The 18,892-nt window shown below is 64.3% G+C and carries 15 protein-coding genes; 5 read left to right on the top strand and 10 right to left on the bottom strand.

Translation table 11 applies throughout. The features are described 5' to 3' along the window. Positions 1–77: 77 nt before the first annotated feature. The gene (gene uvrD, locus HOP58_RS01275) at positions 78–2,285 is read right to left on the bottom strand and encodes a DNA helicase II (RefSeq protein ID WP_234259292.1); all 2,208 of its coding nucleotides are present in this window, start codon (positions 2,283–2,285) and stop codon (positions 78–80) included. 77 nt (positions 2,286–2,362) lie between these two features. Continuing rightward, a complete protein-coding gene (gene hexR / locus HOP58_RS01270; RefSeq protein WP_010625935.1) occupies positions 2,363–3,226 on the bottom strand; it encodes a transcriptional regulator HexR in 864 nt (287 codons plus the stop codon). A gap of 192 nt (positions 3,227–3,418) precedes the next feature. Between hexR and HOP58_RS01265 the strand changes: the two genes are divergently transcribed. After that, a complete protein-coding gene (locus HOP58_RS01265; RefSeq protein WP_010625936.1) occupies positions 3,419–3,619 on the top strand; it encodes a hypothetical protein in 201 nt (66 codons plus the stop codon). Between the two features lie 88 nt (positions 3,620–3,707). On the opposite strand, the gene HOP58_RS01260 is transcribed toward HOP58_RS01265, so the two are convergent. Both HOP58_RS01260 and HOP58_RS01255 read right to left on the bottom strand, forming a co-directional pair. After that, complete coding sequence (locus tag HOP58_RS01260) at positions 3,708–5,054, bottom strand: sodium-dependent transporter (protein WP_234253428.1); 1,347 nt, start codon at positions 5,052–5,054, stop codon at positions 3,708–3,710. Positions 5,055–5,184: 130 nt separating this feature from the next. Continuing rightward, positions 5,185–6,051, bottom strand: coding sequence for a DUF72 domain-containing protein (locus HOP58_RS01255; protein ID WP_234253427.1), 867 nt, complete (start codon positions 6,049–6,051; stop codon positions 5,185–5,187). Positions 6,052–6,150: 99 nt separating this feature from the next. Between HOP58_RS01255 and HOP58_RS01250 the strand changes: the two genes are divergently transcribed. Further along, positions 6,151–6,753 carry a phosphatase PAP2 family protein gene (locus HOP58_RS01250; protein ID WP_234253426.1) on the top strand — a complete coding sequence of 201 codons (603 nt, stop codon included), beginning with the start codon at positions 6,151–6,153 and terminating at the stop codon, positions 6,751–6,753. Between the two features lie 40 nt (positions 6,754–6,793). Here HOP58_RS01250 and HOP58_RS01245 read toward each other — a convergent pair whose 3' ends face one another. The 5 genes from HOP58_RS01245 to HOP58_RS01225 all read right to left on the bottom strand — a co-directional run bounded on the left by HOP58_RS01245 (position 6,794) and on the right by HOP58_RS01225 (position 13,860). Continuing rightward, entirely contained in the window at positions 6,794–8,500 is a 1,707-nt protein-coding gene (locus HOP58_RS01245) for a DUF945 family protein (protein ID WP_083861748.1), read from the bottom strand. Between the two features lie 125 nt (positions 8,501–8,625). After that, positions 8,626–10,461 (bottom strand): glutamine--fructose-6-phosphate transaminase (isomerizing), encoded by a 1,836-nt coding sequence (gene glmS / locus HOP58_RS01240; protein ID WP_234259290.1) that lies wholly within the window; start codon positions 10,459–10,461, stop codon positions 8,626–8,628. A gap of 20 nt (positions 10,462–10,481) precedes the next feature. Continuing rightward, positions 10,482–11,849, bottom strand: coding sequence for a bifunctional UDP-N-acetylglucosamine diphosphorylase/glucosamine-1-phosphate N-acetyltransferase GlmU (gene glmU / locus HOP58_RS01235; RefSeq protein WP_234259288.1), 1,368 nt, complete (start codon positions 11,847–11,849; stop codon positions 10,482–10,484). Positions 11,850–11,945: 96 nt separating this feature from the next. Continuing rightward, positions 11,946–13,016 carry an FAD:protein FMN transferase gene (locus tag HOP58_RS01230; RefSeq protein ID WP_234253422.1) on the bottom strand — a complete coding sequence of 357 codons (1,071 nt, stop codon included), beginning with the start codon at positions 13,014–13,016 and terminating at the stop codon, positions 11,946–11,948. Between the two features lie 31 nt (positions 13,017–13,047). After that, positions 13,048–13,860, bottom strand: a complete 813-nt coding sequence (locus HOP58_RS01225; RefSeq protein ID WP_234253421.1) for an undecaprenyl-diphosphate phosphatase — start codon at positions 13,858–13,860, stop codon at positions 13,048–13,050. A gap of 353 nt (positions 13,861–14,213) precedes the next feature. Here HOP58_RS01225 and mgtE (HOP58_RS01220) point away from each other — a divergent pair, with 353 nt between their 5' ends. The 3 genes from mgtE (HOP58_RS01220) to HOP58_RS01210 all read left to right on the top strand — a co-directional run bounded on the left by mgtE (HOP58_RS01220) (position 14,214) and on the right by HOP58_RS01210 (position 18,230). Then, the gene (gene mgtE / locus HOP58_RS01220; RefSeq protein WP_010625945.1) at positions 14,214–15,566 is read left to right on the top strand and encodes a magnesium transporter; all 1,353 of its coding nucleotides are present in this window, start codon (positions 14,214–14,216) and stop codon (positions 15,564–15,566) included. A 100-nt stretch (positions 15,567–15,666) separates the two neighbouring features. After that, a complete protein-coding gene (mgtE, locus tag HOP58_RS01215) occupies positions 15,667–17,007 on the top strand; it encodes a magnesium transporter (RefSeq protein ID WP_234259286.1) in 1,341 nt (446 codons plus the stop codon). A 65-nt stretch (positions 17,008–17,072) separates the two neighbouring features. Continuing rightward, complete coding sequence (locus HOP58_RS01210; RefSeq protein WP_010625947.1) at positions 17,073–18,230, top strand: cation diffusion facilitator family transporter; 1,158 nt, start codon at positions 17,073–17,075, stop codon at positions 18,228–18,230. Positions 18,231–18,518: 288 nt separating this feature from the next. Here the strand turns inward: HOP58_RS01210 and HOP58_RS01205 are convergent, their stop codons facing one another. Beyond that, entirely contained in the window at positions 18,519–18,866 is a 348-nt protein-coding gene (locus HOP58_RS01205) for a hypothetical protein (protein ID WP_234253418.1), read from the bottom strand. Positions 18,867–18,892 lie beyond the last annotated feature (26 nt).

The raw sequence follows: 18,892 nt of genomic DNA, 5'->3' as shown, positions 1-18,892 counted from the left end.
ATGCTTAATGGCAATTTGGGCAGCAAGCGCGGCTTTTGACGTAGACGTCAACGTACAGGGGATACGCTGATCTCTCTCTATAGAGGAGTTAGCTTGGCGAACCCCAGCACCAGCCACTTGTCGCCTTCGCCCTCGAAGCTGACCTGCACCCGGGCCCGTGCGCCCTCGCCCTCGGCGTTGAGAATCACCCCCTCGCCGAAGACGGGGTGATGCACGCGCTGACCCAGGCTCAGGCTGGGCAGGTCGTCGCCGCCGTCGACCGAGGTCTGACGCGACAGCCCCACCGCCGGACGCATGGCCGTCACCGGACGCGAGATCTGCCCGCGCAGGCGCACTTCCTCCAGATACTCGGCGGGAATCTCACGCAGGAAGCGCGACGGCCGCTGGAAGGTCTCCTTGCCGTGCAGGCGGCGAATCTCCGAATGCGTGAGGTAGAGCTTGCGCATGGCGCGGGTCAGACCGACGTAGCACAGCCGGCGCTCCTCCTCGAGCCGGCCGGGCTCCTCCAGCGACATCTTGTGCGGGAACAGCCCCTCCTCGACCCCGGCGATGAACACTACCGGGAACTCCAGCCCTTTGGCCGAGTGCAGGGTCATCAGCTGCACGCTGTCCTCGAACTCGTCGGCCTCGTGCTCGCCGGCGTTGAGCGCCGCTTCGGCGAGGAAGGCCTCCAGCGCCACGGCGCCCTCGCCGGCCTCGGGCGGGTCGAAGGATTCGCCCTGGGTGAAGGCGCGGGCGGCGTTGATCAGCTCTTCCAGGTTCTCGACCCGGGCCTGCCCCTTCTCGCCCTTCTCGTTGCGATGATGCTCGACCAGCCCGGAGCGCTCATTCACATGATCGATGATCTCGTGCAGCCTCAGGCCGGCGGTGTCGTTGTCGAGCCCTTCGATGAGATCGGCGAAGAGCTGCAGCGACGCACCGGCACGCCCTTTCAGCGAACCGTCGGCCAGGCCGTCGTGCAGCGCCTGCCACAACGATACCCCGGCCACGCGCGCCCGCTCGCGCAGTAGCTCCACGGTACGCGTGCCGATGCCCCGCGGCGGCACGTTGACGATGCGCTCCAGCGAAGCGTCGTCGTCGCGGTTGAGCAGCAGACGCAGGTAGGCCAGGGCGTTCTTGATCTCCAGCCGCTCGTAGAAGCGATGACCGCCGTAGATGCGATAAGGCATGCCCTGGCGGATCAGGGTCTCCTCGAGCACCCGCGACTGGGCGTTGGAGCGATAGAGGATGGCCACGTCGCGGCGTCGGTAGCCCTCGTCGACCTTCTCCTTGATGGTGTCGACGATGAAGCGCGCCTCGTCCAGGTCGTTGAAGCCGGCATATACCGAGATCGGCTCGCCGCGGGCGCCGGCCGTCCATAGCTCCTTGCCCATGCGCTCGGCGTTGTGGCTGATCAGGGCGTTGGCGGCATCGAGAATGGCGCTGGTGGAGCGGTAGTTCTGCTCCAGACGCACGGTATGGGTACCCGGGAATTCCTGCTCGAAGCGACGGATGTTCTCGATCCGCGCGCCGCGCCAGCCGTAGATCGACTGGTCGTCGTCGCCGACCACGGTCATCGGCGTCTTCATGCCGGTGAGCAGCTTGAGCCAGGCGTACTGCAGGGTGTTGGTGTCCTGGAACTCGTCGACCAGCACGTGGGCGAAGCGCTCCTGGTAGTGGGCCAGCAGCGCCGGGGTATCGCGCAAGAGCTCGAGGCTCCTGAGCAGCAGCTCGCCGAAGTCGACCAGACCGCCGCGCTCGCAGGTGAGCTGGTAGCGCTCGTAGAGTTCGACCATCTGGGCCATGTAGGCGTCGCCGTGAACGTCGACCTGATGCGGGCGCAGCCCCTCCTCCTTGCAGCCGGAGATGAAGTACTGCACCTGGCGCGGCGGGTAGCGCTCGTCGTCGATCTGGTGATCCTTGAGCAGGCGCTTGATCAGGCGCAGCTGGTCGTCGGAGTCGATGATCTGGAAATGCTGCGGCAGCCGCGCATCCTGCCAGTGGGTGCGCAGCAGGCGATGGGCGATGGAGTGGAAGGTGCCGACCCAGACGTTGCGCAGCGACAGCCCCAGCAGCGCCTCCAGACGCGTTCGCATCTCGCGGGCCGCCTTGTTGGTGAAGGTCACGGCGAGCACGGCGTAGGGCGAGAGCCCCTCGGCCTGCATCAGCCAGGCGATGCGATGCACCAGCACCCGGGTCTTGCCGGAGCCGGCTCCGGCCAGCACCAGCATGTTGTCCTGGGGGGCGCTCACCGCCTCGCGCTGGGCCGGGTTCAACTGATCGAGAATCGCCGTGACGTCATCCATGGAAGGGGTCTGCCGCTGGAAAAAATGAGCGCCCAGCTTAGCATATTGTGCTCGGCCTGCCGTCGCCGACGCTCACTTCAGGGTTTGCCTTCCTGTTCGGGAAACCGTAACGGCGTCAGGCTCTTCTTGACCGCCTTGAGCTGCTCGGCGAGCTTCGGTCCGCGGGTCTTGGCCACACCCACGGCGAGCACGTCGATCAGCACCAGGTGGGCCACACGTGAGCTCATCGGCGTATAGATCTCGGTGTCCTCGTGCACGTCGATGTAGAGCGGCAGAGACACCTCCTCGGAGAGCGGCGACCCGCTGGGGCACAGGCCGATCACCGTAGCGCCGGCCTCGCGGGCCAGGCGCACGCTGGCCACCAGGGCACGGGTGCGGCCGGTCTGGGAGATCGCCACCACCACGTCGCCCTCCTTGAGGGTCACCGCCGACATGTTCTGCATGTGGGGGTCGGCGTAGGCCGCGGTGGAGATCTGCAGGCGGAAGAACTTGTGCTGGGCATCGAAGGCCACCGCCCCGGAGGCGCCGAAGCCGTAGAACTCGACCCGGTTGGCCATGGCCAGCGCCTGGATCGCCCGGCTCAGTGCCTCGTTGTCCAGGCGGTCGCGCACCGACAGCAGGGTGCCCACGGTGGAGTCGAAGATGCTCTGGGAGAACTCGGCGACGGAGTCGTCGTCGTTCATCGAGAACTGGGCGAACTGGCTGCCTGAAGCCAGCATCTGCGCTAGCTTGAGCTTGAAGTCCTGAAAACCGTTGCAGCCCAGGGCCCGGCAGAAGCGCACCACGGTCGGCTCGCTGACCTTGGCCTCGGTGGCCAGATCGACGATGCGCATGTGAATGACTTCATCGGGATTGCGCAGCACGAAGCGCGCCACTTTCTGCTCGGAGCGGCGGAAGAGCTCCATGCGGCGTCTCATTTCATCGAACAGGGCGCGGCTCACGCTGAACTCCTTGGTTTGACGAACGCAAAATCTCAGTATGCACGATCCCGACTCGCTTGGGGGAGTTTCACTCGCCAGCGTGGAATAGCCCACTTCGTCATGATTCTGTCAAGTAGGGTATAGTAAAGATGCTGTGATTTGATCTTGCCGTACAGACGAAGATAAGGCACAGAAGAAGAAGGGAGGGTCGACATGAGTAAGGTCGAACGAGTCACTTCCGTCAAGAATGAACTTCTCGACATCTTCATGAGCATCAACGTCGCCGAGCATGAAAAGCGCTCCCGCAGCGCCGCCCAGCGAAACCTGCGCGCCCGCCGCGGAATCGAGCTGCATCAGGAGTTCAAGCAGCTGGAGCGGAACATCGCCGACTTGGTCGACGAAGAAAGACACTGAAGCGGCCGCCCAAAGGCGGCCGCGACAAGCAGCAGATCCGGCCCCGGCATGCGGGGCCAGGTAGGCTCGTCACCCAATAATCCCTGGGTCATCCCAACAGGGAGTTGACGAACACCAGGATCACCCCCAGCGGCGCCACGTAGCGCGCCACCACCAGCCACACCTGCTCGCTGCCGCCGGTCAGATTCAGCTCGGCGGCCACGCTGCGGCGATCCAGACACCAGGCAACGAAGACGATCGCGCCCAGCCCCGTCAGCGGCAGCAGGATCTTGCTGGTGAAGGTGTCCAGCAGATCGAACACGTTGAGCCCCATCATCACCGGCTCGGGCCAGACGTTGAACGACATCAGCGCGGCAATGCCCAGCAGCCACACCGCCACGGCGCTCACCAGGGTGGCCATGACCCGCGTCAGCGGCGTGCGCTCCTCGACGAACTCCACCACCGGCTCGAGCAGCGAGATGGCCGAGGTCAGCGCGGCGAAGGTCAGCAGCAGGAAGAACATCAGCCCCAGCAGCATGCCGCCGGTCATGTTGCCGAACGCCAGCGGCAGGGTGACGAAGATCAGCCCCGGGCCTTCCCCGGCACTCAGACCGTTGGCGAAGACGATGGGGAAGATTGCCAGGCCGGCCAGCAGGGCGATGCCGGTATCCAGGATGATCACCGTGCGCGCGGTGCCCAGCAGGTTGACGTCCTCACCCAGATAGGAGCCGTAGGCCATCATGATGCCCATGCCCAGCGACAGGGTGAAGAAAGCCTGGCCCATGGCGGCCAGCACCACGTCGCCGGAGAGCGCGCCCCAGTCGGGGCGGAACATGAAGGCCAGCGCCTCGCCGAAATGACCGGTGGTCATGCCGTAGCCGACCAGCACCACCATCAGCACCACCAGCGCCGGCATCATGGTGCGTACCGCACCTTCCAGCCCCTTGGTCACGCCGCGGGCCACGATCCACACCACCAGCGCCATGAAGGCAGTGTGCCACAGCAGCAGCAGTAAGGGATTGCCCAGCAAGCCCGTGAAGATGGCGCCGACGCCGTCGGCATCCTGACCGGTAAAGGTACCGGTGACCGAACCCAGGGTATAGGAAAGCGACCAGCCGCCGATCACGCTATAGAAGGAGAGGATCAAAAAGGCCGCCAGCACGCCGCTGGCACCTACCAGTGCCCATGCCTTGGGCTGGGCGTTCTTGCTGGCCAGCTCCGCCATGGCGTTGATCGGGTTCTTCTGACCCCGCCGGCCAATCAGCCACTCGGCCACCAGCACGGGGAGGCCCACCACGGCGACACAGGCCAGATAGACGAGTACGAAGGCGGCGCCACCGTTGTCTCCCACCATGTAGGAGAAGCGCCAGATGTTGCCTAGCCCGACGGCCGACCCGGCGGCCGCCAGCACGAAGGTCATCTTCGATGACCACTGCGCGTGGACGAGTTTAGACATGAGTCACCTGTTGTTATGTATCCGATTGTTGATCTGTTTCAAGCGCAAAAACCCGGAAAAACGATGGGTAATTACACCGAATGGTGGCAAATCTATCCGATCATACGCTCGAAGGCCAGCAGCAGAGGACTCAAAACAGCGTGGTTTGGCGCTCGCCGGCAAAGTCGTTGAGCGGCGGTTGGTCGAGCTGGACGATCAGCTCGCCATGGAGTCGTCGGGCAAGCTCGGGAGCCCGTCGGTTATTGGCGGTATGCACAAAGAGAAAAGGGGTTTTCCCCTGTTTTATCCACAGCTTTAGCTGACCGATCCAAGGCCGGAAGTAGCTGAGGTTGATCTCCTCATCGAGGTGTCCGATAAAGCGGACAAGCGGCTCGTTTCCCGTGGAAAGCACGTGTAATGGGCAGCGTGGCTTTTCACTCTGCGCTTGTGCAAGCGCGGGGCAGCCCGTCGCCGGGGTCGAGAACAGCGGCCTCACGTCGAGCATGACGCGGTTGGCGCCATGAGTTATCAACAGGCGGTTGAGAGCGATCTCGGCCGACCCCTTGTGGAAAAATTCAGGATGCCGGACCTCCACGGCGCAGGGAATCGCCGCAGGCCAGCGCTCTAGCAGCGCTGCGAGCCGGGGCAGTAGGTCAGGGCCGAAGTCCCGCGGCAACTGGACGAGCAGAGGGCCCAGGCGATCGTGCAGTGGGGAGAGAGCCTCGACGAAGGCATCGAAATCCGCCTCGATACCCTCGAGACGACGCTCATGGGTCAGCGCCGCCGGCAGCTTGAAGCAAAAGCGGAAATCAGCAGGCGCCAGGCGCGACCAGCCAGCCACCGTCTCGGCCCGGGGCGCCCCGCTGTAGAAGGTCGTGTTGCCCTCCACCGCGTTGAACACCCGCGCATAGTCGGCCAGCCAACCCTCCTGGCCGCCATAGGGCGGGTAAAGGGAGCCACACCAGTCGGGGTTGGCCCACATGGCCAAACCCAGATACAGTCTGGACAACCTTGTCATGCTCCTGTAACAAAATTAATCGGAAACGTCGCCTGACGAATGGCAGCATGAGCGGCCTGCTCCAAATGAACAAGGAAGAGCGCCCAGCGCACCCAACTCATGGAAACCACACTCAACCTTGCCCTGTTCGCCCAGCTCAACGCGGCGCCCGACAGCGACCCACGGCTGCTGCTGATGACGGAAGTCTTCGCCGTCTATTTGATCTGGCTGGTACCGGCTCTGCTGGTCATTGGCTGGCTGCGTGGCAGTGAGCGCCTGAAACGCCCGCTGTGGGAGGCCTTCATCGCCACTCTGCTCGCCCTGGCGGCGAGCTGGATGATCGGCTGGCTGTGGCCGACCCCACGTCCGTTCATGATGCCAGTCGGGCAGACCTTCCTGGAACACGCCCCGACCCCGGCGTTTCCCAGCAATCACGCCACCATCATGCTGACCATGGCCTTCAGCCTGCTGCTGCATGCCGGCACCCGAAGGATCGGTCGCTACCTGCTGCTGCTGGCCGTTCCGGTGGCCTGGGCGAGGGTCTTCCTCGGCGTGCATTTCCCCCAGGACATGCTCGGCGCCCTGGTGCTGGCGGCTGCCATGGCCACGCTGGTAGGTGTCAGCCGCAGTTGGCTTATCCTGCCCATCTATCACCGGGTGGCCATGCGGCTCTATCGAATGCTGTTCGCGCCGTTGATCCGCCGCGGCTGGGTGGAGCGCTGAGCGCGCCACCCAGCCCAGTTCAGCGTTTCTTCGCAGCGGCTCAGAACTGCTCCAGCAGCCACTCGCCGGGTTCGCCGTTCACCAGCAACTGGCCGTCCTGTAGCTGCACCTTCAAGGTGTAGCTACCGTCCTGCTCGCGGCGAACGACGCCCATCTCGAGCATCGGCTCCACGCTTCCAGCCACCACCTCCTTGGCCATGGCATCGAGCTCATTGCCCGAAAGCATGCCATTGTACTGCTGACGCAGGACTTCACGGCTCACCCGGTGCAGCAGCATGGCGGAAGCCTCCACGCTCAGGTCCAGGCGGTTTTCCGCATCGAGCAGAAAGCTCTCGTCGAGACCGGCAATGTCCTGAAGCAGCAGGTCGGCTTCCAGCGCCAGCACGATGTCCGCATCGCCCATGCTGAAGGTGGCCGGCTTGATGGTGAGCACGGAGCGGCCCGCCATCAGCGCCTCGCCGGCCTCACCCATGCGCTCGAAAATGGGCAGCAGGGCCTCAGGGTCGTTCCACTGGAAGCTGGCAATGGCTTCGTAGATCAGGCTCCACAGGGTGTCGTACTCAGTACGCGACAGCTGCCCGTAGCTGGATTCGACATGGAAAGCGATCGGCTCTTCCAGGCCCTGAATCTGCAGCCCCTCGGCCGCCCATAGCTGCGCCAGTTGGAAGTGCTCCTCGGATTCCGGCTCCAGCCCCAGGCGAACCGTGGCGCTTTGCGCGGTAAAGCCCGGTGAGAACTGCTCGCGCACCGCCAAGCCGTCGAGGCTGAGGCCCAGCTGGCCATACCAGCTGCTATCGCCCTGGCGAGTCGCCGTGAAATCGGCTGCTAGACCATCCATGGTGAAATAGAGGTCAGGCGCTTCGGACTCGAAGCCCTGCATCTCGAAGTGCGCTACCAGGTCTGCGAAGCGGCCCTGCTCATCGAACAGGAACTTGATCTCGACGCTCTGTCCTTCGATGCGGGAGTTGCCCACCTCTTGCAGATCGCGGCTCTCCGTCAACATGGGCGCATCGTTCGATCGCAGCGTGATTTCACGCAGCACTCCCTGGGGGAAAGAAATCACCAGGTCGGTGGTAGAGCCCTCGAAGGTGTGAACGGCCGAGGGCTCCACCAACCGGGACTGCCCCAGACGATTCGTACTACGATACTCACCTGAGTTTGGGTCGTAGCGGAACTCACCGCCCAGGTACTCACCCTCGTAACGCATCTCCACACCCAAATCATTGAGTAGCGGACCCGAGGCCAGCGTTACCGTCAGGGGTTCCCATTCGCCCTCCACCATCTGGTCGAAGCCGACCCTGCCGGCATAGCGGGTGAAATCCTCGTCATCCAGTTGGAGCGCTTGCTCGAACAGCCAACCCGACGCCTCGGCTCGCCCCTCGAAGGTGGCCAGAGCGCCCATGAAGGGACCGTGGGTGATGCGGTCGTTGACGGCTATCCTGAGCGGCTCTCCCTCGAACGACAGTCCCATTTCTGCGTCAAGGAGATGCTCGTACGCCTGAGCAAGTTCGGGCTCGATGATGAGTTCATAACTGGCACTGGCTTGGAACCAGCCACGTTCATATACCGGGTTCTCGACCTGTATATAGTCGAAGCGCTGCAACTGTTGCAGATAGTCGGCGTAATGCTTTTCCACCTGCTGGCCCAACCAATAGGGAGCTCCCAGACCCACCACAAGCACGAGCCCTGCGCTGATCACCAGTAAGCGCTTCAGTAAACTTCCCTGACGTTTCTGTCCGTTCCCCACGTCGATATCCTTTTCTCGTTCTTCGTTTAATTGAAATTAGGCAGCAACGAGTGGCTCGTTACTGCCTAGTTCAAGTCGAAGTTTAACGACAGAAAACGTGAAAAGTAAGCTGAAGTATCCCGAGTTCACTCCACCGTTACCGATTTGGCCAGATTACGCGGCTGATCGACGTCGGTTCCCTTGAGTACCGCCACGTGATAACTCAACAGCTGCAGCGGCACGGTATAGAGAATCGGTGCCAGAGCGTCGTGCACGTGGGGTAACGGCAGCACCCTGACGCCATCTTCCTCCTCGATGCCGACTTGCTCGTCGGCGAAGACGAAGAGTTCGCCGCCACGGGCGCGTACTTCCTGCAGGTTGGACTTGAGCTTGTCGAGCAATTCGTCATTGGGAGCGACGGAAATGACCGGCATCTCGCTGTCCACCAGCGCCAGCGGGCCGTGCTTGAGCTCGCCGGCGGGATAGGCCTCGGCGTGGATGTAGGAGATCTCCTTGAGCTTGAGCGCGCCCTCCAGGGCGATAGGGAAGTGCGCGCCGCGCCCAAGGAAGAGGGCGTGATGCTTCTCGGCAAAGGCGGTCGACAGCCGCTCGATGGCGTTATCGAGTTTCAGCACCTGGCCCACCAGCTGCGGCAGCGAGCGCAGCCCGGCCACCAGCTCGGCCTGGGTCTCGGCCGCCAGCCCCTTGACCCGCCCCAGAGCCAGAGTCAGCAGCATCAGGGCGGTGAGCTGGGTGGTGAAGGCCTTGGTCGAGGCCACGCCGATCTCAGGGCCGGCCTGGGTCATCAGGGTGAGGTCGGACTCCCGTACCAGGGAGCTCCCCGGCACGTTGCAGATGGCCAGGCTGCCGAGATAGCCCTGCTCGCGGGCGAAACGCAGCGCCGCCAGGGTGTCGGCCGTCTCGCCGGACTGCGACAGCGTGACGAACAAGGTGTCGTCCGGCACCACCACCGTGCGGTAGCGGTACTCCGAGGCGACTTCCACCTGCACGGGGATGCCGGCGTAGCGTTCCAGCCAGTAGCGCGCCACCAGACCGGCATGATAGCTGGTGCCGCAGGCGACGATATGCACCTGCTTGACCCGCTCGAACAGCGCTTCGGCATCGGGGCCGAAGCACTCGACCGGCACCGCGCGCTCGCCCAGGCGCCCTTCCAGCGCAGCCGCGATCACCGCCGGCTGCTCGAAGATCTCCTTCAACATGTAGTGACGGTATTCGCCCTTGCTGGCGGCGCCGTCGCCATGCTCGAAGGTATGCGTCTCACGCTGCGCGGCTTGCCCCTGCGCATCGTGGATCTCGATCCGGCCGCCGTCGGAGAGCCGGACCACGTCACCCTCCTGCAGATAGATGAAACGGTCGGTGACCTGCAGCAATGCCAGCGGGTCGGAGCCGAGGAAGGCTTCATCGATCCCCACCCCCACCACCAGCGGACTGCCCTTGCGCGCACCCACCACGACGTCGGGCTCGTCAGCATGTACTACGGCCAGGGCATAGGCACCTTCCAGGCGAGCGAGCACTCGCTGTACGGCGGCCAGCAGGCCGCCGCCATGGCGGTACTCGCGCTCCAGCAGGTGCGCCACCACTTCGGTATCGGTCTGCGAGGAGAAGACATAGCCGTCGGCCTTCAGCTCGCGGCGCAGCGGCTCGTGGTTCTCGATGATGCCGTTGTGCACCAGCGCCAGCCGGCTTCCCGACTGGTGCGGATGGGCGTTCTCCTCGCTGGGCTTGCCGTGGGTGGCCCAGCGGGTGTGGGCGATACCGCAGCGCCCCGGCAGGGCTGCCTCATCGAGCATGGCTTCGAGGGCTGCGACCTTGCCCAGCGCGCGACGGCGCTGCAGCTCGCCATCGGGAGAGATCACCGCCATACCTGCCGAGTCGTAGCCGCGATACTCCAGGCGCCTCAAGCCTTCGAGCAGGATGCCTTCCACGTTGCGCTCGGCAACGGCACCGACGATTCCACACATGACGATTCCTCGCGCTGTTGTCAGTCTCGGGTCTTCTTGGCCGGTCGCGCCCAGTCGGCCTTGCCGATCTGGCGTCCACGGGAAACGGCCAGGGCGTTGTCGGGCACGTCCTTGCTGATGGTCGAGCCGGCCCCCACCGTGGCACCTCGCCCGACGCTGACCGGCGCCACCAAGGCGGTGTTGGAGCCGATGAAGGCATCGTCGCCGATGTCGGTATGGTGCTTGTTGGCACCATCGTAGTTGCAGGTGATGGTACCGGCGCCGACGTTGACGCCGCGACCCAGTCGCGCATCGCCCACATAGCTCAGATGATTGATCTTGCTGCCCTCGCCCACTTCGGCATTTTTCGTCTCGACGAAATTGCCCACCTTGGCACCCACCGCCAGGCGCGTTCCCGGGCGCAGTCGGGCAAAGGGCCCGATGCGGTTGTGGCCGGCCGCCACGGTCCCTTCGATCACGCTGTGTGGCTCGATGACGGTTTCGGCGCCGATATGGCTGTCGCGAATCACGCAGTGGGGCCCGATGCGCACCCCTTCGCCCAGCTCCACATCGCCCTCGAACACGCAGCCGATGTCGATCTCCACGTCATGACCGCAGCTGAGACGACCGCGCACGTCGAGGCGTGCCGGATCGATCAACGCCACGCCCTGGGCCATGAGCTCGTCGGCAATCCGCATCTGGTGGGAACGCTCCAGGCGTGCCATCTGCTGGCGATTGTTGACCCCTTCCACCTCCATGGCATCGGCCGGCTGGGCCGTGGCGATGGCCACCCCCTCGGCGGCCGCCATGGCGATGACGTCGGTGAGGTAGTACTCGCCCTGGGCGTTGTCGGCGGAGAGCTGCGGCAGCCAGCGCTTCAGTTGGGCCGCGGTCATGGCCATGATGCCGGTGTTGCATTCACGGATCGTCAGCTCACGCTCGCTGGCATCCTTCTGCTCGACGATGGCCACCGCCTCGCCGTCGGCGTTGCGCAGGATACGGCCGTAGCCGGTGGGGTCGTCCAGGGTCACGGTGAGCAGCGCCATGCGCGACTCGCTCACTTCGGCCAGCAGTGCCGCCAGCGTCTCGCGACGGATAAGCGGCACGTCGCCGTACAGCACCAGCACCTTGCCGTCACCCAGGCCATCCAGCGCCTGAGCCACGGCATGGCCGGTGCCCTTCTGTTCGGCCTGCAGGGCATAGCGTACCGGGTATTCAGCGAGTGCCTCGCGCACCCGCTCGGCACCGTGGCCGACCACGACGTGCAGGCGTTCCGCCTCGAGTTCGAGGGCGGTATCGAGTACGTGACGCACCATCGGCTTGCCGGCCAGGCGATGCAGCACTTTGGGCAGGGTCGAACGCATCCGCGTACCCTGCCCGGCGGCAAGGATCACCACATCCAGGGTCATCGAAGACTCCTTGTCTATTCGATTGGCTTCAGTTCATCAGGGACCAGGCGGTACCCATCGCTCAACATGGACCGTACACCGCTCTTTGCCGGCGGTTCAGCGCACCTCGAGGTCCATTTCTTCGCTCAGCTCCCCACCGAAGCGTTCCGCGAAGGCCGGGCTCGCCACGCTCCGCCAGCCTTCGCCTTCACGTACCAGCAGCAGCACCTTGAGGTCCTGCTCACGGGCCAGGGCCAGACTCTCCTCTTCACCCAGCACCAGCATCGCCGTGGCCCAGGCGTCGGCCCAGGCATTCGAGGGGTGCGCCACCGTTACCGAGGCCACCCGATGTTCGATGGGATGACCGGTTCGCGGGTCGATGGTGTGTGAGAAGCGCCGCCCCTCCTCTTCGAAATAGTTGCGGTAATCGCCGGAGGTGGCAATCGAGATATCCTGCACCGGCACGATCTGCGTCGCTTCCTGACGATCGTCCAGCGGTGCCTCGATGCCGATGCGCCATGGCTCGCCGTCGGCATCACGGTAGCCGCGCGCCACCAGATCGCCACCCAGGTTGACCAGATAGTGTTCGATGCCTTCGCCATCCAGGTAGGAGGCCACCCGGTCGGTACCGTGCCCCTTGGCCACACCGCCAAGATCGACGAACACGTCGCGCAACCGGCGCGCCTGCATGGCGTTCTCGTCGACCTCGATACTGTCGGGCCCCACCTCGGCAAGACGGGCCTGCAGGGTCTCGTCATCCGGCACTTCCCGCGGACGGGCCTCGGAGCCGAAGCTCCACAGGTTGACCAGCCCGCCGATGGTCACGTCGAAGGCGCCGTTGCTGCTCTCGGCCACCGACTGGCTAATTGCCAGCACCTCGATCAGCTCGTTGGAGAGCGGCTGCCACTCCCCTACCGGCGACTGATTGAAGGCTATCAGCTCCGCGTCTTCACGATAGATCGACATGGACGCATCCACCTGCTCGAGCACTTCGAGCAGCCCCTCTTCCAGTTCGCGCGCCTGCCCCTGGGTCAGACTGTCGGCGATGGTCACCTGATAGAAGGAGCCGAAGATGGCGCCTTCGAGACGTACCGGCGAATCCAGCGGACGGTCGTTTTCGGAGCATCCACTGAGAAGCAGCATCAGGCTCAAGGCAAAGGCTGCCACGAGACGCAGGACAGAGGTCATGATATCAGGACTCCTCGATAGAGTAGGCGGGCTACCAGAAGATCCACAGCAGCCATAACCCAAGCACGATGCGGTAGACAACGAAAGGCTGCATTCCGATCCGCTTGATGAAGGCGATGAAGTAGTGAATGCAGATATAGGCGCTCACCCCCGACAGCACCACCCCTGCCGCCATCGCTTGCCAGTCGATCTCGCGCGGCACCTGCAGCGCTCCGTGGATTTCCAAACCCGACGCCAGGGCTGTGACCGGGATCGACAGCAAAAACGAGAAGCGCGCCGCTCCCTCACGGCTCATGCCCAGCAGCAGCGCCGCCGTCATGGTGATGCCGGAGCGCGACGTACCGGGGATCAGCGCCAGCGCCTGAGCGGCACCGATGAACATCGCATCGCGCAAGGTAAGCTGGTACTCACTTCGCCCCGCTCGCTTGTTCCAGTCAGCATATCCCAGCAGCAGGCCGAAGCCGATCAGGGTAACGCCGATCAGGATCGGCGAACGCATGCTGACGCTGATGGCGTCATGCAGAATGAAGCCGGCCACGCACACCGGAATCGTGGCCAGCAGCACCCACCACGCCAGCCGGGCATTTGGATCTTCGACGCCTTGGCGCAGGCTGCGACGCCGCAGCGACATGGCCCAACTGGCGCCCATGCGGCGCAGGTCATGACGGAAATAGAGCACCACCGCCAGCAGGCTGCCCAGATGCACCGCCACGTCGAAGGTCAGCCCCTGGTCGTCCCAGTCGGTGAGCACCGGCACCAGAATCAGATGGGCGGAACTCGAAATCGGCAGGAACTCGGTCAATCCCTGAACCACTGACAATACAACGACCTGGAGCCAATCCATTCCTGGCACTCTCCCGATGGCAAAGCATATGCAGTGCAGCAAACGCACGACCGGACGCGAAGAGGATACACGCCCCCTTCCCGATTGTCCGCCGTAAGGCGTTACAATTCCGCGGCTCGTGCCGATATTGCGGATCGGCAATGACCGGCCTAGAATGCCCGCGCCACCGAATGGCGGCGACACCCCATTTTCCCGAGGACGTTATGGAACCTCCGAGTCGACAGACAACGACGGACATTCCAGCTATCAGCGCTGCACCGCCGCGCGCGCCCCGGCCCTTGCCGGACCTGACTCTCTAAGGTCCAGCCAAAGGCTTCTGCGCGCACGTGCCGATGCGCGCCAGGAGCCCGACCATGAGCTATGCCATTCTCGCTGCCTCTCTGCGCAGCGCCATGCAGCGTCGCGATCAGGAAGCCATCGAGCGCCTGATCGCCGAAATGCAGCCGGCCGACCTGGCCGAATTCGTCCAGCACGAGCACACCGATACCGTGCTTTCGCTCCTGCAGCACCTGCCGCTCGACCAGCGTGCGGTGGCGTTCGGCTATTTGAGCGTGGCGCTGCAGGAGGAGCTCGCCGCCACGCTGACCGACAGCAAGCTTGGCGAACTGCTGCAGCACATGAACGCCGACGAGCGTGCCGACCTGTTCAAGCTGCTCGACGAGGATCGACAGCAGGCCTTGCTGCGCACCCTGGCCAAGGAGGAGCGGGAAGACCTGCGCAAGCTGGCCAGCTACGAAGAAGGAACGGCCGGGGCGATCATGACCTCGGATTACATGGCCGTGCCGATTGGTATCCCGGTGGCGGAAGCCTTGAAACTGGTACGCACCAAGGGGCCGGATGCCGAAACGATCTATCAGATCTACTGCATCGACGAGGCCGAGCGTCTGGTCGGTACCCTTTCTCTGCGTGAGCTGATTCTCGCCGCGCCGGACGCCCTGGTACGCGATCTCATCACCGAAGAGATCGTCTGGGCCAGTGTCGACACACCCCAGGAGGAAGTGGCCAAGCTGATCGCCCGCTACGACCTGCTGGCCCTGCCCGTGATCAATGGCGGGGAGCGCCTGGTGGGCATCGTCACCTATGACGACGCCATGGACGTGGCCGAGGAAGAGGCCACCGAAGACATGCACAAGGGTATGTCCATCGGCAAGCTCGGTGGCAGTCTGCGCACCGCCAGCCTGTTCGATCTCTACCGCAAGCGGGTGGTGTGGCTGGTGCTGCTGGTGTTCGCCAACATCTTCTCCGGCGCCGGTATCGCCTACTTCGAGGAGACCATCGAGGCCTACATCGCGCTGGTGTTCTTCCTGCCGCTGCTGGTGGACAGCGGCGGCAACGCCGGCTCCCAGGCCGCCACCCTGATGGTGCGCGGCATGGCCACCGGCGACGTGCGCACCCGCGACTGGACCCGGCTGCTGGGCCGCGAGGTGCTGGTGGCCATGGGGCTGGGCCTGACCATGGCGCTGGCGGTATCGGTGGTGGGCATCTTCCGCGCCGGTACCGAGATCGCCATGGTGGTGGCCATGAGCATGGTGCTGATCGTGATCGTGGGCAGCCTGATCGGCATGGTGCTGCCGTTCATTCTCAACCGCATCGGCTGGGATCCGGCCACCGCCTCGGCGCCGTTGGTGACCTCCATTGCCGATGGGGTCGGTGTGTTGATCTATTTCGCCATCGCTACCTCGGTGCTGGGCCTACCAACCATCTAGCCATGCCCGCTGGCAACGGCCAGCGGTGTCATCTCCCTTCAATGAACAAGCGCTATCACAGCCAGAGGCTACGGCCCCTGGCTCGCACGGGAGAGCTGCCATGAGCTACAGCATCATTGCCGCCGAATTGCACAAGGCCCTGCAGGATCAGGACACTGCCCTGGTCGAAACCCTGGCCAGCGAACTGAATCCGGCCGATCTCGCCCAGGTCGGCCACCATGAGCCGGCGTCGAGAATGGCCGTGCTGCTGCACTGCGTGCCGCTCGACAAGCGGGCCGCCACGCTGGGCTTCCTGGAGCCGCAGGAACAGTTGGCCGCTACCGCTGGCATGCCCGTATCGGAGCTAGCCGAGTTGGTCGCGCACATGAGTGCCGATGAGCGTGTCGACTATTTCAAGCAGCTCGACAGAGAGCGCCAGCAGACCTTGCTCAAGGCGCTGCCGCCTACGGTGCGCGACGACCTGTTGAAGCTGGCTCGTCATGCGGAAGGCACGGCGGGCGCCATCATGACCTCGGCGTTCATGGCCATTCCCGCCTATTACAGTGTGGCCCGCGCCATGCAGACGTTGAGGCTCAAGGGCGCCGATGTCGAAACCATCTATCAGGTCTACTGCATCGACACCTCGGGGCGGTTTCTCGGCACCGTGTCGCTGCGTGAAATCATCCTGGCCAGCAGCGAGACCCAGTTGGCCGAACTGATGACCGAAGAGGTCATCTGGGTCGGCATCGACACGCTACAGGAAGAGGTGGCCAGACTGATCGCCCGCTATGACCTCCTCGCCTTGCCGGTGCTGGAGGACGAACGCCTGGTGGGCATCATCACCTACGACGACGCCATGGACGTGGCCGAAGAGGAGGCCACCGAGGACATGCACAAGGGCATGTCCATCGGCAAGCTCGAGGGCGGGCTGCGCAGCGCCAGCCTGTTCGACCTCTACCGTAAGCGTATCGTCTGGCTGGTGCTGCTGGTGTTCGCCAACATTTTCTCCGGCGCCGGTATCGCCTACTTCGAGGAGACCATCGAGGCCTACATCGCGCTGGTGTTCTTCCTGCCGCTGCTGGTGGACAGCGGCGGCAACGCCGGCTCCCAGGCCGCCACCCTGATGGTGCGCGGCATGGCCACCGGCGACGTGCGCAGCCGTGACTGGGCCAAGCTGCTGGGTCGCGAGGTCTTCGTCGCCGCCGGGCTGGGCCTGACCATGGCGCTGGCGGTGTCGGTAGTGGGCATCTTCCGTGCCGGCACCGAGATCGCCATGGTGGTGGCCATGAGCATGGTGTTGATCGTGATCGTGGGCAGCCTGATCGGTATGATCCTGCCGTTCATTCTCAATCGACTGGGTTGGGACCCGGCCACCGCCTCGGCGCCGCTGGTGACCTCCATCGCCGACGCTTCGGGGGTGCTGATCTACTTCGCCATTGCCACCGCCGTGCTGGGCCTCTAGGCGCTTCAATTGGCTCAGTGTAAATGAGAACATATAGCAGTTGGATGCAGGGAGCTCGAACGACCATGATCTCGACTGACGATCAGGCAGTGCACAGCCGCGATGCCAAGCGCGCCACCTACATCGCCGCCTGGCTCGACGGCCTGTTGGGCTGTGCCAAGGTGGTGGTGGGCACGCTGGTCGGTTCGGCGGCCCTGGTGGCCGACGGCATCCACTCATTCTCCGACCTGATCACCGACGGCTTCGTGCTGGCAGCCACCCACTATGGCCGCCAGGGCCCCGATCATGACCACCACTACGGCCACGGTCGTATCGAGACCCTGGCCACCCTGTTGCTGGGCAGCGTGCTGATATTCGTCGCCGGTGCCATCGCCTGGTCGAGCCTGCTGCGGCTGCTTGCCGGCACCGAGATCGCCGCTCCGGGGATCTTGGCGATGCTGCTGGCGCTGGCGGCCCTGCTCGCCAAGGAGTGGCTGTTTCACTACACCATGCGTGTTGCCAAGCGGGTGAAGTCGAAGCTCCTCGAGGCCAACGCCTGGCACTCGCGCTCCGACGTGCTCTCCACCGCGGTAGTGCTGGTAGCCCTTATCGGTGCCCAGTTCGGCTTCGGCTGGCTCGACGCCGTGGCGGCGGTGATCGTCGGCCTGTTGGTGGGCAAGGTGGGTTGGGATCTGCTGTGGGAGTCGGCCCGCGAGCTGGTCGATACCGCCCTGCCGGCCGATGCACAACAGCAGATGCACCAAGTCGCTCTCGAGGTGCCCGGCGTGGAAGGCGTGCACGACCTGCGCACCCGCCAGTCGGCGGGTCACGCCATCGTCGACCTGCACGTGGTGGTGGGCCCGCGCATCAGCGTCTCGGAGGCTCACGAGATCGGCAACGAGGTCAGCCGCCGGCTGCGCCTCGCCTATCCCGCGCTCAGCGACGTGACCTTTCACATCGATCCCGAGGACGACGCCGGCGAGGGCGATCCCAGCCGCTTCCCCGGCCTGCCGTTGCGCCCCGAGGTGGACCGTGTGCTGACCGACCACTGGTCGTCGCATCCCTGCTGGCCCCATATCGAACATTATCGGCTGCACTATCTCGAAGGACGAATCAGTGTGGATGTGTTCATGGATTGCCAGCTGTCCTACTCGGAACTCGCGGCGCTGCCCCGTCAGCTGAGCGACCTCATTCACGACGTGCCGTGGCTGGCAGAGGTCGAGATAAAGCAGAACGTGCGCTGAAACCCGGCGTCCGCCGTGCTAACATCGCCTGTCCAGTCGACGCCTAGCGCCGGCGCTCCCCACTCGTCGCTCTCAAGGAGTTCGCCATGGCCGCCGACATGATCGTGCCTGCCGTTTCCCTCATCGCCATTCCTTTCTCGCTACTGCTGACGGTTATTCTGTTCGTCGCCATTCGCTCGATCTTCGAGCATCGAGAATGAGTCCGTCGAGTGGACGAAGCAAGCGTGGGCAATAAATGAAGAAGGCGGCTATGTAGCCACCTTTTGCCTGTCTCTTCCTACTTTGACTTTACGGTTCGCGTTCGGCCAGCCTCGACGCCATTAGCACGATGGCCTTGCGCGTGGCAGCCTGCAGAGTGCCTTCGTCGTAGTCGACCTCAACGAAGCGTGGCTCGAGCAGGGCGGGCTCCTCGACTCGCACCCGCCTGACTCGCTTGCAGACGCTGACCCTCAAGCCCAGGCGAGCCTGGAGCTGACTGGCGTCCCGGCTGCTTTCCAGAGGCTGCCAGCGCTTTTCGCCACCGCCGTGAATGTCCTGCTGCACGAGACAGCAGCGCTTGGCATCCCACTGGCCGTGAATGTTGGCCGCCTTGGCCGCCTGGAGCAGCACCGCGGGGTTGTGGATGGAATAGGTCATCTCGCTCACCTCTTGTTCCCGGGAGG

It is taken from the genome of Halomonas sp. MCCC 1A11062 (genome assembly GCF_021404355.1).
GTDB lineage: Bacteria > Pseudomonadota > Gammaproteobacteria > Pseudomonadales > Halomonadaceae > Halomonas > Halomonas aerodenitrificans.
This window is presented reverse-complemented; position numbering and strand designations above follow the sequence as displayed.

What these genes read in the sequence shown, in the direction of transcription:
- mgtE (WP_234259286.1), top strand. Translation starts at nt 15,667, where the DNA reads ATGAGCTACAGCATCATTGCCGCCGAATTGCACAAGGCCCTGCAGGAT.
- HOP58_RS01255 (WP_234253427.1), bottom strand. Translation starts at nt 6,051, where the DNA reads ATGACAAGGTTGTCCAGACTGTATCTGGGTTTGGCCATGTGGGCCAAC.
- mgtE (WP_010625945.1), top strand. Translation starts at nt 14,214, where the DNA reads ATGAGCTATGCCATTCTCGCTGCCTCTCTGCGCAGCGCCATGCAGCGT.
- glmS (WP_234259290.1), bottom strand. Translation starts at nt 10,461, where the DNA reads ATGTGTGGAATCGTCGGTGCCGTTGCCGAGCGCAACGTGGAAGGCATC.
- HOP58_RS01205 (WP_234253418.1), bottom strand. Translation starts at nt 18,866, where the DNA reads ATGACCTATTCCATCCACAACCCCGCGGTGCTGCTCCAGGCGGCCAAG.
- HOP58_RS01250 (WP_234253426.1), top strand. Translation starts at nt 6,151, where the DNA reads ATGGAAACCACACTCAACCTTGCCCTGTTCGCCCAGCTCAACGCGGCG.
- HOP58_RS01210 (WP_010625947.1), top strand. Translation starts at nt 17,073, where the DNA reads ATGATCTCGACTGACGATCAGGCAGTGCACAGCCGCGATGCCAAGCGC.
- glmU (WP_234259288.1), bottom strand. Translation starts at nt 11,849, where the DNA reads ATGACCCTGGATGTGGTGATCCTTGCCGCCGGGCAGGGTACGCGGATG.
- HOP58_RS01230 (WP_234253422.1), bottom strand. Translation starts at nt 13,016, where the DNA reads ATGACCTCTGTCCTGCGTCTCGTGGCAGCCTTTGCCTTGAGCCTGATG.
- uvrD (WP_234259292.1), bottom strand. Translation starts at nt 2,285, where the DNA reads ATGGATGACGTCACGGCGATTCTCGATCAGTTGAACCCGGCCCAGCGC.
- HOP58_RS01265 (WP_010625936.1), top strand. Translation starts at nt 3,419, where the DNA reads ATGAGTAAGGTCGAACGAGTCACTTCCGTCAAGAATGAACTTCTCGAC.
- HOP58_RS01260 (WP_234253428.1), bottom strand. Translation starts at nt 5,054, where the DNA reads ATGTCTAAACTCGTCCACGCGCAGTGGTCATCGAAGATGACCTTCGTG.
- HOP58_RS01225 (WP_234253421.1), bottom strand. Translation starts at nt 13,860, where the DNA reads ATGGATTGGCTCCAGGTCGTTGTATTGTCAGTGGTTCAGGGATTGACC.